This is a genomic window from uncultured Pseudosulfitobacter sp., from assembly GCF_963976325.1.
Classification (GTDB): Bacteria; Pseudomonadota; Alphaproteobacteria; order Rhodobacterales; family Rhodobacteraceae; genus Pseudosulfitobacter.
In genome coordinates this window covers 258,311-271,221 of record NZ_CAXBJW010000001.1, presented here as the reverse complement: position 1 = coordinate 271,221, position 12,911 = coordinate 258,311, and the positions used below count along the sequence as shown (strand labels likewise).

The window sequence follows — 12,911 nt, the reverse complement described above, 5'->3', positions numbered from 1 at the left end:
ATGCTGGATTTCTCGCCCCCCACGCCCCCACGCCGCAGCGCCGAGAACATCGTGCCGATGATCAACGTGGTGTTTCTGCTGCTGATCTTCTTCCTGATGAGCGCCCAGATCGCCCCGCCGGACCCCATCGACGTCACCGTCCCCGACAGCACGTCCGAAACTGCACCGGTTGACCCCAACGCGCTGTACATCGGGGCCGATGGCACGCTGGCCTATGGCGGTGCGACGGGCGATGCGGCGCTGGTGGCGTTGGAGGATCACACAGGCGTGCTGCCGGTGCGCGCCGATGCTGCCCTGCCCGCGGCCAAGCTGGCCGCGCTGCTGCCCAAGCTGGCAGCGGCGGGCGTAGACGGTGTCGAACTGATCACGGGGGCGAAATGATGCGTCTGGTCGAGGCAGCCGTGTTCCTGTCGCTGGCCGCAAGCGCCCATGTGGGCCTGTGGGCAGCCTTCCCTGCCCCCAACGGGGCGTCCTCGGCTGGCGACACAGGCGCGGATGCGGCAACCGTGGCCCCGGCATCGGCAGCAATGGCAGCCCTGGCCGAGACATGGGAGCGTCCGCCCGAGGCCGTCACTGACATCGCCCTTCCCCAGCAGCCCACGGCGGAAACCGCCCCGCAGCGCCCCGTGGAGGATCGCCCAGCGTCACCCGCTGCGCTGCCCGAAGCGCCGCAGTTCGACATGGCGGCACCTGCGCTGCCGACGCGCCCCGCGCCCTTGCCTGACCTTCAGCCGCAAACCGAGGTGGCACAGCCCGCCCCCCCCGAGGCGATGCCGCAAGACACACCCGCTGCGCGCACCGACGCGCGCCCTGCCCCAGCAAAGCCGGACCAACTGGCCGCCGTCACACCGCCCACCGACATGCCACAGGTTCAGGACACCACTGCCAGCACCTCGAAACGGCCCATGCTGCGCCCGCGCGATCTGGCCCCGCCCGCCAAGGCCAAACCCGCAGCCAAACCGAAACCCAAAGCGACCGCATCCGCCCCGCAACCGAAATCCACCGCCAAGGGCAGCGCCGCGAAATCAGCCACCGCTGGCACCGGCGGCGCCGCGCAAACGCAAAGCGTCTCCACCGCCCGCGCCAACGCCCTGCAAGCGCAATGGGGTGCTGCGATCCAATCCAAAGTGCGCCGCAACGCCGCGTCACCGCGCGGTGCAGGTGCGGGCCGCACCAAGCTGGCCCTGTCCATCGCGCCGTCAGGCGTGCTGCAATCGGTGCGGGTGGTGGCGTCGTCCGGCAATGCGACGCTGGACAAGGCTGCCATTTCCGCCGTGAAACGCGCCCGCCGCTTTGCCCGCGCGCCGGGCGGGCTGACCAAGCCTGCCTATACCTTTACCATCGCACTGGATTTCAACGGCTGACTTGCCCAGCGCGCGCCAATGCAGTAGCGGGTGCGCATGGAACTTGAAACCTCATCCCTGATCTTCGACCTGCTTATCTGGGCCGGTGCCGCAATCTCGCTTATCGGTCTTGCGGGGCTGGTGTGGTGCATCATCCGTGTGGCGCGCGCCAAACGGGCGCAACTGGACGACGACGCCATGCGCGCCGTGCTGCAATCGGTGGTGCCGTTGAACATCGGCGCTTTGTTCGTATCTGCCTTTGGCCTGATGCTGGTGGTCCTGGGCATTTTCCTCGGCTGACGGCCGAAGCTTGCAAACCGTCGATTGGTATTCATATGTTGAATAGACAAACGTCGGAGAGCGCCATGTTTCACCCAGATGTCACCGCCTTTTTCGATCAGGCCACCAATACCGTCAGCTATGTGGTCAAGGACCCGGCAGGCCGCGCTTGTGCTGTGGTCGATTCAGTTCTGGATTTCGACCAGGCCGCGGGGCGCACATCTACCGCCAGCGCCGACCGGATCATCGCGCACATCCGCGACCATGACCTGGAATGCCAGTGGATCTTGGAAAGCCACGTTCATGCCGACCATTTGTCAGCCGCGCCCTATGTGCAGGACCGCATCGGCGGCAAGATCGGCATCGGCAAGAACATCACCGTGGTCCAAGACACGTTTGGCAAAGTGTTCAACGAGGGCACGGAATTCCAGCGTGACGGATCGCAATTCGACGCGCTGTTCGCCGATGGTGACAGTTTTCACATCGGTCAGATGCGCGGCGACGTGATGCACACGCCGGGGCACACCCCCGCCTGTCTGACCTATGTCATCGGCGATGCGGCCTTTGTCGGGGATACGCTGTTCATGCCCGACTTTGGCACCGCGCGCTGTGATTTTCCGGGCGGGTCGGCCACGGATCTTTATGTCTCGATCCAGCGCATCCTGTCACTGCCGGACCAGACACGTATTTTTGTGGGCCATGACTACAAGGCACCGGGACGCGACGACTTTGCCTGGGAAACCACCGTGGCCGAGGAAAAAGCGGCCAACGTCCACATCGGCGGCGGCGTGGATTGCGACGATTTCGTAACCCTGCGCCAGACCCGCGATGCCACATTGGGAATGCCAAAGCTGATCTTGCCATCCTTGCAGGTCAACATGCGCGCAGGCCACATGCCCCCCGCAGAGGACGACGGCACGGTTATGCTGAAATTGCCGATCAACAAGCTTTGAAAGCGAAGGAAATATCATGGAAGTGTCTTGGCTTTGGGGGCTGTTCGGCGGTCTGATTATTGGCACTGCGGCGTCCATCCTGTTGCTGGGCAACGGTCGGATCATGGGGGCATCGGGCATTCTGGGCGGGCTGCTGGACGGCACCGCGCGGCGCGGCTGGCCGGAATCGGTGGCCTTTATCGCCGCCGTGATCGCGGTGCCTGCCGCCTTTCACTATCTGGGCACCGCAAGTGTCGAGACACATGCAACCGCGTCGCCCGCCTTGCTGATTGCGGGCGGTCTGGCTGTCGGACTGGGCACACGGCTGGCCAACGGCTGCACCTCGGGGCACGGGGTTTGTGGGATTTCGCGGCTGAGTGTGCGCGGAATCGCGGCCACGCTGTTCTACATCGGTGCAGGGGTCGCCACGGTGGCGGGCCTGCGCGCCCTGATGGGAGGGCTGTGACATGCGTCTGATGATCGCTTTGATCGCGGGTGGCCTGTTCGGGCTGGGCCTGCACCTGTCGGGCATGACCGACACCAACCGTGTGCAGGGGTTTCTGGACCTCTTTGGCAACTGGGACCCGACGCTGGCCTTTGTCATGGGCGGCGCGATTGTGCCCATGGCGGTGGCGTGGCGTCTGACGACGGGTCGCAAGCCCTTGGCCGGCGGCATGTTCCCGCCACGCCCCACCACCGACATCACCCGCAGGCTGGTGATCGGATCGCTGTTGTTCGGCATTGGCTGGGGGCTGGTGGGCCTGTGCCCCGGACCCGCGATGGCATCGCTCAGCTATGGCGGCACGTCGGGCCTGGTGTTCTTTGTGACAATGCTGATCGGCATGGCAGCGGCACCGCGCATCAGTCAGATGCTGGACAGACGCGCGGCATCGGCCTAGACCTTCGAATATGGATATTCGTCAAATCACCCCCGACTACTTCGTCTCGCCCCAAATTGATCCGGCAGACCTGCCCGCAATCGCTGAGGCGGGGTTTACCCGTGTGATCTGCAACCGACCCGACGCCGAAAACCCGCCCAGCCATCAGGCCGACGTGATGGCGCAGGCGGCGCAGGATGCAGGGCTGGATTTCAAGGTTCTGCCGCTGACGCACCAGACCATGACGCCTGACAATGTCGCGGCGCAGATGGGCTTTGTCGCCGATGCGCCGGGCAAGGTTCTGGCCTATTGCGCGTCGGGCACCCGTTGCACGGTGATCTGGGCGCTGGGTCAGGCGGGCACCCAAAGTGTCGATGACATTCTGGAGACCGCCCGCAAGGGGGGCTACGATCTGGAAGGTCTGCGGCCAACGCTTACGGCAATGTCACAGGGCTGAGGGGCCCGCCGCCCTGCTGATGCGGGCGGCACGGGGCCGGCCATTTTCTTGCGCTGATGCTGTCAGGGCACGAAAGTCGTGTCAGCGACCCGGCACCCGAGTGATGGCCGACCGCAGAGCAGCACCCAAGCTCGTTGATTTGCGCGCGGGTCATCCGGTGCAGATTGACACCCCACAGCCTTTGCTAGGGCGATTTGGAAAGCTCAGCGACGCGGTCAAGGCACGAACAGGCACGGCCCACCTGTCGATCAGGCCGATTTTATCTCTGGCAGATCGCCAAGGTCGGGCAAATCAGCCAGATCAGGCAGGTCGTCAAGCTCGGGCAAGCTATTCAAATCAGGCAGCTCGTCCACCTGCGGCGGTGGCATGTCCGCCTCGTCAAAGGATGGCAGCATCGGCATGTCATCAAGAGCGGGAACACCGTCAATATCAGGCAAGGCCGGAAGCCCGCCTGCGCCCATGTCAACCTGCGCCACGGTCGGCATGTCCACGTCCGGCTGGTCCGACTGGCGGCGCTGCGGTTGGTTGGCATGGGCCGGTTCGCGGTCGATCTGCAACGCGCGCTGACCGTCAACCTGCCCCAGCGTCCCCGTGCCCAGACATTTGCCCGACTGTGCCATGATCCGCGTCCTGGGAAAGGTGCCCGGCGGCAGCAGGACCGTGTCGCCCGGCGACAGGCGGGTCAGGTCGGACAGGTTTATCCGCACATGGCACAGTTGCACCATCAATTCCGCCTCAAGCAGCATCACCACGTCCGTCATGTTGCGCGGGCCATGTTCCACCTGCCCCGCATCATCGCTGGCATCCAGACCGCCGCCATCGGGATCGTGCAGCGGCACCAGTGGCAGGAACAGCACAAGATCGCCCTGACGCACGCCCTTGGCCAGATCCAGCGTCAGGCGGATCACGCGGTATTCCGCCCCCTCCAGCGCCATCGCAACCAATCGCGGTTCTTCCGAGCGGGCGCCAAAGGTGAAGCCGCGCAACAGCAAGCGGTCGGCCTCGTCCTCGACCGCAGCCGACGCCTTGTCAAACAGCGCATCCAGCAACGGCGCGCACATGGCTGCGTCCGTCGCTGTCATCTCTCGCGGGTCCCCTACGGGCGACACCACGCGGCCCATCGTCTGCTGCTGGATCAGCCCACCGACCAGCCCCGCGTCAATCATCGCAGCGCCCACGCGTCCCTGCGGCCCGTCCAGCAAAACCAGCAGGTTGGCCGCATCCATCATGTCAATGCACGCCTCTTGGCTGCGATCCTCGACCAGCAAACCAATTGCCTGCATCGCCATGTCAAAGGTATCCAGCCCCACCTTGGCAATCGACAGGCGCATCGCCTTGGCCACGGTCACCGACCGCGCCTGATGCTGCTGTTGTCCTGCGGCCGTCTTGCGACGCAGAACCGATGGATTAGGATCGCTTGCGCTCATGGCACCCCTGCCCTGCGTGTGGGCCCTGCGTGTGGATTGCCCCCGTCCTAGCGCATTAATGGTTACCATAGGCTTTAGACGTGCAGGCGTGCTTGGTCCGCAGGCTACTGCGTGGCCACAGCCTGACGGCGCGGGATTTGCACAACAAAAACATTGCCGGCCGACTGTGGCACATGGGTGATGTCGCCCCCCAGCCGTGCCATAATCTCGCGGCAGATGGCCAGCCCCAACCCCGCCCCCGATCCTTCGCCTTCGGCCACGCGGGCAAATTTTTCAAAGATCAGCGCGCGGGCCGCATCGGGAATTGGCGTGCCGTTGTCACGAAACTCGACCGCCAGCGTATCGGCGTCGACGCCTACGGAAATCTCAAGCTGCGGCGCGGCTGCGCGACAGTATTTCTGAGCGTTGGTGATCAAATTGATGAACACCTGCCCCAACCGGTCCATATCGGTGGTCAACGTGGTGTCGCCCGCCCCCGCATGGCGCACGATCCGCAAACGGCCATCGCCGCCCGCCTGTGCCGTGACCACAGCGTGATCCAGCACCGCGTCCAACGGGCCGGTGGCAGAATTCAGGCTGACCTGACCGTTTTCCAGCACACTCAGATCCAGCAGATCGTCCAGCAACCGCGTCAGGCGGATCGCTTCGACGTGGATGATCGAGGCGTATTTGGTCTTTTCTGCAAGGCTCAGCCCGTCGGCATCGCGCAAAATTTCCGAAAACGCGCGGATCGAGGTCATGGGCGTGCGCAGCTCGTGACTAATCTGGCCAAGGAACGCATCCTTTTGCACCGACAACTGCGTCAGCTTTTCATTGGCCTCGCGCAACTGGCCCGCGGTACGGCTCAGTTCGGCGGATTTTGCTTCAAGCTGGCTGGAATACTCCAGCATCTGCGCGGATTCGTCGGCCACAGCCAGCAAATCCTCGACCGACACCGAGGCCGCACCAACCATCTGGCTGACCATCGCATGCGCCGTGGCGGTGCCAACGGATGCCGAAAGCTCGCGTTCCAGCCGTTCCAGAAACGCAGGGTTCGGTTCGGGCAGATGGCCCGTCATGCCCTGTTCGCGGGCCGCCGCCCGGAACAATGCTTGCGCCTCGGACGCGCCCAGGATGCGTTGCGCCATGATCATCAGGTCTTCGGACGCCGCGACCGACGCGTGCCAGCCGCGCGCCTGCCCCGAATGGTCAAACACGTTGACGAATTGTGCCCCCTGCAAACGCTCCAACGGTTTGGGGAAGGTCAGCAACGACACCACCACGAACACGCCGGTGTTCAGCAGCAGCGACCAGAAAACCGCATGAACGGTGGGGTCCATGCCGTCGATGCCGAAAAACGCATAGGGGCGCAGCCAGCCGATGCCAAAGGGGCCGACCTCGAAAAACGAGGCAGGCAGCACGGCGTCCTGTCCGAAACTGGGCAACAAAGACGCATAGACCCAGATCGCAAACCCAAGACACAGACCCGACAACGCGCCCAGCCGCGTGGCCCCGCGCCAGAAGATGCCGCCCAACATCGCGGGCAGGAACTGCGCCACGCCGGCAAAGGAAATCAAACCGATCGCGGCCAGCGCGCCGCTGCCCCCCGACAGCACGTAGTACAGATAGCCCAAGGCGATGATCAGCAGGATCGACAGCCGCCGCGCCAGCAGGATGACATTGCGAACGTCGCCCGACATGCTGGCCCCGCCCGGCTTGATGCTGAGATAGATCGGCATGACCACGTGGTTCGACACCATCGTCGACAGCGCCAGCGTGGCCACGATCACCATGGACGTCGCCGATGAAAACCCGCCCAGAAACGACAGCACCGCAAGGCCGGTCTGCCCCTGGGCCAAGGGCACGCTGACCACGAACAGGTCGGGGTTCGATCCCGCAGGCAGCAGCTTCAGGCCCACAACGGCGATGGGCACCACGAACAGGCTCATCAGCATCAGGTAGACCGGAAAGGCCCAGCTTGCGATCTGCACATGGCGTTCGTCGTCATTCTCGACCACCAGCACCTGAAACATGCGCGGCAGGCACAGGAAGGCCGCAGCCGACAGCACGGTCAACGCGGCCCAGCGGCTGCGGTCCAGCTCCCATGTGCCCAGCGCGCTGGCGTCGATGCGCTCCATCATCGGGCCGATGCCCCCCGCGATGCCCCAGACGACAAAGATGCCCACGGCCATAAGCGCCACCAGCTTCACCACGGCCTCGACCGCGATGGCGATAACGACGCCGTCATGGCGTTCATTGGCGTTCAGGTTGCGGGTGCCGAACAGCACCGTGAACACCGCCAGCCCGCCAGCCACCCAGAACCCCGCCGACAGCGGGTTGAGCGCCGCCGCACCGGCCGCGTCGGACGGACCTGCAAAAATGGAAAGCGCCAGCGTAACCGATTGCAATTGCAAGGCGATATAGGGCGTAACGCCGACGACAGCCATCACTGTCACCACAATCGCCAGCGTGTTGGATTTGCCATAGCGCGCCGAGATCAGGTCGGCCACCGAGGTCACCCGCTGGCTGCGCCCGATGCGCACCAGCTTGCGCAGCACCCACCACCAGCCGATCATCACCAGCGACGGGCCCAGGTAGATGGTCACATATTCCATCCCCGACCGCGCCGCATAGCCAACCGCGCCGTAAAACGTCCAGGCGGTGCAATAGATCGACAGCGACAGCGTGTAGACCAGCGGCGTGCGCAACCAGCCGCTGCGCCCGCGCACGGCGGCACGTTCGGCGGCAAAGGCGACGGCAAACAGAAACGCCACATAGACCAGACAGACACCGACCAGCAGGTTCAGCGACGCCATCAGAGATCACCGCCTTGTTCCGTGCTGTCATCGGCCTTGGGTTTCAATCCGCGCCACAAGCCGAAGCTTAGCCCGATCAAAACGCACCACACGCCAAAGACGTAATAGATCGCGGCGGACATGGTGACATGGCCCGTTTCGTCGCGCGTGGGCCACAGCACCGGCACCATCCACAACAACATGCCCAACACCGGCAAAAGTCGTTGCGCGTCCTGCATCCGGCGGCGGCGGTAGCTGCGCCGCTCCAGAAACACAGGCGAGGATGGGCCGCGTGCCATGCGCCTAGGTCCGCACCAGATCGCGCACGGCGTTCAGCACTTCGGCGTTCGAAAACGGCTTGGTCATGAACCGGTTGACCCCCGCCCGCTCGGCCAGCTCGCGGTCGCGCGACTGGCCGCGTGCGGTCAGCATCAGCACCGGCAGCTCCGCAAAGTCAGGCAGGGCCCGCAGTTCGGTCAGAATCTCGATGCCGCTTTTGCCCGGCAGCATATAGTCCAACACCACCAGATCGGGTCGCGCGTCGCGGATCGCCGATATGGCAGTGGCCCCGTCCGAATGGGTGCCCACCTTCCAGCCGTCGCGCGTTAGCAAAAAGCGCATGGCCTCGATGATATTCACTTCGTCCTCGACCAGCAGTACGTGCTTGTCCATTGGTGTCCATTCCTCCCCGAACGGCCCCCGTCGCACCCGCGTGCCACGTCGCCGCACCACGTTGCCGCGCGCGGCTCTCCTCTTGATCGCAGACTATTGATCGAAAAGCAGTGCCTGTCAAAAGCCTGCGCTCAGGATCGACGGCTCGCGGCGGCCTGCGCAGACCTCGCGCGGGCAGATCCGGCAGGTGGCCCCCACCGGACGCCCCGCAGTTTGACCGTGGTCCGGTGCGCTGACCGGCAGGATCAGCATGGTCGCGTGAACCAGCGGCGGCGCATTATATTGTGCAGGCCCCACAGGTTCGGCGACGGCAAAGCAGTCAAAGGTCGCCACATTGCGCCCCTGTTGCTGAACCCGTTCCCGTAGAACCTGCCCGGGATGCTGCAAGACCTGAAACAGGGGCCACAGCGGACAGCAGGCACCAAAGCGCGGGATGGAAAACCCTTCGACGGGGCGGCGGAACACCAGGCTGCCCGCGCGGTCGCAAACGACCAGCCCACGCGGCGTGCCGGGTTGGGCCGCCAGACGGCGCAGGATGCGGGCGACCGATACGCCGAATTCCTGCGCCAGCGCCACAGGATCAATGCCCGCATGTGCGACCGCTTCCATCAATGCCGCACGGCTGACCGCGCAGGCGTCGGCTTCGATCTGGGTCAGAACCTGCCGCGCCAGATGCTGGGCCGCGACAGAGGCCAGTTGCGGGGCCTGTGCCAGCACAGCCTCAACTGTTTGCGTTCCGGCTTCCAATGCCTCGAAACTGTGACCCTGCGCCTCAAGAAAGGCATCGACCTCTTCCTGGGGCGACGCATGGGCGGTCTCTTCGGGGTTCGCATCCAGATAGGTCACCAATGCCTTGGCGCTGTCCGCCAGCCGACGGCTGTCCTGGTCGATGTTGGCGTGGAACCGCGCCTGCCAGTCGGGCGAAATGCTGGTGTCATCGGCCAGAATCGACGCGGTCGACCGGATCGCCGCAGCCGTCGACAGAACCTCGTGCATCGAGGTGGCCAGTTGCGGATCATGGGTCAGCCGGTCGCTGAGTGTTTCAACCGTGCGTTCCAGCGACAGCACACGGCGATGGGCACCGGCCAGCACCTCGGCCCAGCCGGGAAAGCGGCCTGCAAATTCTTCGACCCGCTCGACCTCGGCCACGCCGCGCCCCACGTCATTGGCCGCCTCGCGCAGCGACGCGATCAGCGCGGCTTCGGCCCCTTCAGTCAGGGCAGAGGGTTCAACCCCCAATAAATGCGCGATGTTCAGCAGCAGTTTGCCACCGATTCTGCGGCGGTTGTGTTCGATCAAATTAAGATAGCTGGCCGAGATTCCGGCCTGTTGCGCCAGATCGGCCTGTTTCAGACCGGCAATCACCCGGCGTTCCCGAATACGGCTGCCGGTTAACGAGTCCTTATTCATTATCCGCCCCCATCGCTTTGTTGCACCTTATCAAAGGCTTTCTGCAACGCGACATAAGTAAATTTACATATCGTTAACGAATTCTGTTCATTTATTTACAAAATAATCTTGAATTTCAAGGGGGTTATTGCGCAGTTTTCCAAAAGCAGGCGATAACATATTTGCACTGTGCACCAACAGGCGTGGTGCATGTGCCTTGTGCGGACGGAGGAGTCGGCAGGGCGCAATTCAACAACTGGGAGGATTTCATGTCCAATTCGAACTTTACACGTCGCGGCGTGCTCAAGACCGGCACCATTGCCGGTGCGGGCCTTGCGCTGCCGACGTATCTGAGTGCGGCCAGCCACGCAGGCTTTACCAACGCGCCGACCGGCGACACGGTCACGCTGGGCTTTAACGTGCCCCAATCCGGCCCCTACGCGGATGAGGGCGCAGACGAGCTGCGCGCCTTCGAGCTGGCGGTCGAACACCTGAACGGCGAAGGCGACGGCGGTATGCTCAGCACCTTCTCGTCCAAGGTTCTGGATGGCACCGGTATTCTGGGCAAAAAGGTTCAGTTCGTCACCGGCGACACGCAAACCAAATCGGACGCAGCGCGCGCATCGGCCAAGTCGATGATCGAAAAAGACGGTGCGATCATGATCTCGGGCGGCTCGTCCTCGGGCGTGGCCGTGGCTGTGCAGGGTCTGTGCCAAGAGGCTGGCGTGATCTTCATGGCGGGTTTGACCCACTCGAACGACACCACCGGCAAAGACAAGAAAGCCAACGGTTTCCGCCACTTCTTTAACGCCTACATGTCCGCTGCTGCCCTCGCCCCGGTGCTTGAGCAACTGTACGGTTCGGACCGTCGCGCGTACCACCTGACCGCCGACTACACATGGGGCTGGACGCAGGAAGAATCGATTGCCGCCGCGACCGAAGCTTTGGGCTGGCAAACCGTCGAGAAGGTCCGCACGCCGCTGGCGGCCACGGATTTCTCGTCTTACATCGCGCCGGTTCTAAACTCGGGCGCAGATGTTCTGGTTCTGAACCACTACGGCGGGAACATGGTCAACTCGTTGACCAACGCGGTGCAGTTCGGCCTGCGTGAAAAGCAAGCCAACGGCAAGAACTTTGAAATCGTCGTGCCGCTGTATTCCGAGCTGATGGCCAAGGGTGCGGGCAGAAACATTGCCGGTATCGTCGGCTCGCAAAACTGGGACTGGAAGCTGGAGAACGAAAAAGGCGACCGTTACGCGGGCACCAACGCTTTCGTCAAATCCTTCGGCGAAAAATACGGCTTCCCGCCCAGCCAGGCGGCTCAGACCTGCTATGCGCAGACGCTGCTGTATGCTGACGCGGTCACCCGTGCCGGTTCGTTCAACCCCTGCGCTGTCGTCGAGGCCCTTGAAGGGTTCGAATTCGACGGTCTGGGCAACGGCCCGACGCTGTACCGTGCCGGTGACCACCAGTGCTTCAAGGACGTCGTTGTCGTGCGCGGCAAGGAAAACCCCGAGAACGAATTCGATCTTGTGGAAATCGTCGAAGTCACGCCGACCGAGCAGGTCACCTATCCTGTCGATCACCCGATGTTCTCGGGCGGTGCGCTGGGATCGTGCAACCCGGGCGCGTAAGCTGGTTCAAAGTGTGGGGCGGGCCATCGCCTGCCCCGCATTTCCCTGCCCCGCAAGAGGGCAGTTTTCCTGTACAATAAAACGAGTGGGACGATGGATCAGATAATCCTTCAATTTCTCAACGGTTTGGACAAAGGCTCTGCTTATGCATTGATTGCCCTTGGCCTGACCCTGATCTTTGGCACGTTGGGCGTGGTCAACTTTGCCCACGGGGCGCTGTTCATGATCGGTGCCTTTTGCGCCGTCACCCTGCAACGCATCCTGAACCTGTCGACCGTCGTCGAAGACCCGACAAAAACCGATTTCCTGGGAAATCCCGCAAAAATCAGCACCCCCTATGTCGAAAGCTGGTTCGGCCCCGATGTGGGTGCCGCCCTGATTGACTGGTCGGTGCCACTGGCCATCCTGTTTGCCATTCCGATCATGATCATCATCGGGTTCATCATGGAACGCGGCCTGATCAAACATTTCTACAAACGCCCCCATGCCGACCAGATCCTGGTGACATTCGGTCTGGCCATCGTCCTGCAAGAAGTGATCAAGGCGTTCTACGGGGCCAACCCGATCCCCACCGGCGCGCCCGAAGTGTTTCGCGGGTCGTTCGATTTCGGTGTGCTGATCGGGTTTGATCCCAATGCGATCATCTATCCCTACTGGCGCATGGTCTACTTTGCCTTTGCTGCCGTGATCATCGGTGCGGTCTTTGCCTTTTTGCAATTCACCACCTTCGGGATGGTGGTGCGTGCGGGCATGGCCGACCGCGAAACCGTGGGCCTGCTGGGCATCAACATCGACCGCCGCTTTACCATCATGTTCGGCATCGCCGCCGCCGTCGCCGGATTGGCAGGTGTGATGTACGCGCCAATCAATTCGCCCAACTATCACATGGGCATGGATTTTCTGGTGCTGAGCTTTGTTGTGGTTGTTGTCGGCGGCATGGGGTCTTTGCCCGGTGCGGTGCTGGCCGGTTTCCTGCTGGGCATTCTCGAAGCGTTCGCCTCGATGAACGAGGTCAAGGCGATCTTTCCCGGCATCGACCAGATCATCATCTATGTGGTGGCAATCATTATCATTCTCACCCGTCCCCGTGGCCTGATGGGCCGTCGTGGCGTGATGGAGGAATAAG

Annotated in this window: 14 protein-coding genes; 9 read left to right on the top strand and 5 right to left on the bottom strand. The window is 63.2% G+C overall.

Annotation, left to right across the window (positions count from 1 at the left end; translation table 11 throughout):
- The 7 genes from AAC077_RS01355 (at position 1) to AAC077_RS01325 (ending at position 3,889) form a co-directional block, all read left to right on the top strand.
- On the top strand, positions 1 to 381 hold the full coding sequence (locus AAC077_RS01355) for a biopolymer transporter ExbD (RefSeq protein ID WP_339766147.1): 381 nt from the start codon (positions 1 to 3) through the stop codon (positions 379 to 381).
- The gene (locus AAC077_RS01350) at positions 378 to 1,364 is read left to right on the top strand and encodes a TonB family protein (protein ID WP_339766146.1); all 987 of its coding nucleotides are present in this window, start codon (positions 378 to 380) and stop codon (positions 1,362 to 1,364) included. Before AAC077_RS01355 ends, AAC077_RS01350 begins: the two co-directional genes overlap by 4 nt.
- 36 nt (positions 1,365 to 1,400) lie before the next feature.
- Positions 1,401 to 1,643: a hypothetical protein gene (locus AAC077_RS01345; protein WP_339766145.1), complete on the top strand. Its 243-nt coding sequence runs from the start codon at positions 1,401 to 1,403 to the stop codon at positions 1,641 to 1,643.
- Positions 1,644 to 1,708: 65 nt separating this feature from the next.
- Positions 1,709 to 2,575: an MBL fold metallo-hydrolase gene (locus AAC077_RS01340; RefSeq protein WP_339766144.1), complete on the top strand. Its 867-nt coding sequence runs from the start codon at positions 1,709 to 1,711 to the stop codon at positions 2,573 to 2,575.
- 16 nt (positions 2,576 to 2,591) lie between these two features.
- Complete coding sequence (locus tag AAC077_RS01335; protein WP_339766143.1) at positions 2,592 to 3,020, top strand: YeeE/YedE family protein; 429 nt, start codon at positions 2,592 to 2,594, stop codon at positions 3,018 to 3,020.
- Between the two features lies 1 nt (position 3,021).
- On the top strand, positions 3,022 to 3,453 hold the full coding sequence (locus AAC077_RS01330) for a DUF6691 family protein (RefSeq protein WP_339766142.1): 432 nt from the start codon (positions 3,022 to 3,024) through the stop codon (positions 3,451 to 3,453).
- Positions 3,454 to 3,463: 10 nt separating this feature from the next.
- The gene (locus AAC077_RS01325) at positions 3,464 to 3,889 is read left to right on the top strand and encodes a TIGR01244 family sulfur transferase (RefSeq protein ID WP_339766141.1); all 426 of its coding nucleotides are present in this window, start codon (positions 3,464 to 3,466) and stop codon (positions 3,887 to 3,889) included.
- Between the two features lie 248 nt (positions 3,890 to 4,137).
- On the opposite strand, the gene AAC077_RS01320 is transcribed toward AAC077_RS01325, so the two are convergent.
- From AAC077_RS01320 to AAC077_RS01300, 5 genes are all read right to left on the bottom strand, one after another.
- Entirely contained in the window at positions 4,138 to 5,316 is a 1,179-nt protein-coding gene (locus tag AAC077_RS01320) for a FliM/FliN family flagellar motor C-terminal domain-containing protein (protein WP_339766140.1), read from the bottom strand.
- Between the two features lie 104 nt (positions 5,317 to 5,420).
- Entirely contained in the window at positions 5,421 to 8,111 is a 2,691-nt protein-coding gene (locus tag AAC077_RS01315) for a sensor histidine kinase (RefSeq protein WP_339766139.1), read from the bottom strand.
- Positions 8,111 to 8,389: a hypothetical protein gene (locus AAC077_RS01310; RefSeq protein WP_339766138.1), complete on the bottom strand. Its 279-nt coding sequence runs from the start codon at positions 8,387 to 8,389 to the stop codon at positions 8,111 to 8,113. The genes AAC077_RS01315 and AAC077_RS01310 overlap by 1 nt, the downstream gene beginning before the upstream one ends.
- Positions 8,390 to 8,393: 4 nt before the next feature.
- A complete protein-coding gene (locus AAC077_RS01305) occupies positions 8,394 to 8,762 on the bottom strand; it encodes a response regulator (protein WP_339766137.1) in 369 nt (122 codons plus the stop codon).
- Positions 8,763 to 8,879: 117 nt separating this feature from the next.
- A complete protein-coding gene (locus AAC077_RS01300) occupies positions 8,880 to 10,172 on the bottom strand; it encodes a short-chain fatty acyl-CoA regulator family protein (protein WP_339766136.1) in 1,293 nt (430 codons plus the stop codon).
- A gap of 248 nt (positions 10,173 to 10,420) precedes the next feature.
- On the opposite strand from AAC077_RS01300, the gene AAC077_RS01295 reads away from it, so the two are divergent.
- Both AAC077_RS01295 and AAC077_RS01290 read left to right on the top strand, forming a co-directional pair.
- Positions 10,421 to 11,785, top strand: coding sequence for a substrate-binding protein (locus AAC077_RS01295; protein WP_339766135.1), 1,365 nt, complete (start codon positions 10,421 to 10,423; stop codon positions 11,783 to 11,785).
- Positions 11,786 to 11,878: 93 nt separating this feature from the next.
- Complete coding sequence (locus AAC077_RS01290; RefSeq protein ID WP_339766134.1) at positions 11,879 to 12,910, top strand: branched-chain amino acid ABC transporter permease; 1,032 nt, start codon at positions 11,879 to 11,881, stop codon at positions 12,908 to 12,910.
- Position 12,911: the final 1 nt, after the last annotated feature.

Bases quoted from the DNA above. Each gene is read 5' to 3' on its own strand.
- AAC077_RS01325 (WP_339766141.1), top strand. From the start codon at position 3,464: ATGGATATTCGTCAAATCACCCCCGACTACTTCGTCTCGCCCCAAATT.
- AAC077_RS01305 (WP_339766137.1), bottom strand. From the start codon at position 8,762: ATGGACAAGCACGTACTGCTGGTCGAGGACGAAGTGAATATCATCGAG.
- AAC077_RS01300 (WP_339766136.1), bottom strand. From the start codon at position 10,172: ATGAATAAGGACTCGTTAACCGGCAGCCGTATTCGGGAACGCCGGGTG.
- AAC077_RS01350 (WP_339766146.1), top strand. From the start codon at position 378: ATGATGCGTCTGGTCGAGGCAGCCGTGTTCCTGTCGCTGGCCGCAAGC.
- AAC077_RS01290 (WP_339766134.1), top strand. From the start codon at position 11,879: ATGGATCAGATAATCCTTCAATTTCTCAACGGTTTGGACAAAGGCTCT.
- AAC077_RS01295 (WP_339766135.1), top strand. From the start codon at position 10,421: ATGTCCAATTCGAACTTTACACGTCGCGGCGTGCTCAAGACCGGCACC.
- AAC077_RS01340 (WP_339766144.1), top strand. From the start codon at position 1,709: ATGTTTCACCCAGATGTCACCGCCTTTTTCGATCAGGCCACCAATACC.
- AAC077_RS01330 (WP_339766142.1), top strand. From the start codon at position 3,022: ATGCGTCTGATGATCGCTTTGATCGCGGGTGGCCTGTTCGGGCTGGGC.
- AAC077_RS01310 (WP_339766138.1), bottom strand. From the start codon at position 8,389: ATGGCACGCGGCCCATCCTCGCCTGTGTTTCTGGAGCGGCGCAGCTAC.
- AAC077_RS01320 (WP_339766140.1), bottom strand. From the start codon at position 5,316: ATGAGCGCAAGCGATCCTAATCCATCGGTTCTGCGTCGCAAGACGGCC.
- AAC077_RS01315 (WP_339766139.1), bottom strand. From the start codon at position 8,111: ATGGCGTCGCTGAACCTGCTGGTCGGTGTCTGTCTGGTCTATGTGGCG.
- AAC077_RS01335 (WP_339766143.1), top strand. From the start codon at position 2,592: ATGGAAGTGTCTTGGCTTTGGGGGCTGTTCGGCGGTCTGATTATTGGC.
- AAC077_RS01345 (WP_339766145.1), top strand. From the start codon at position 1,401: ATGGAACTTGAAACCTCATCCCTGATCTTCGACCTGCTTATCTGGGCC.
- AAC077_RS01355 (WP_339766147.1), top strand. From the start codon at position 1: ATGCTGGATTTCTCGCCCCCCACGCCCCCACGCCGCAGCGCCGAGAAC.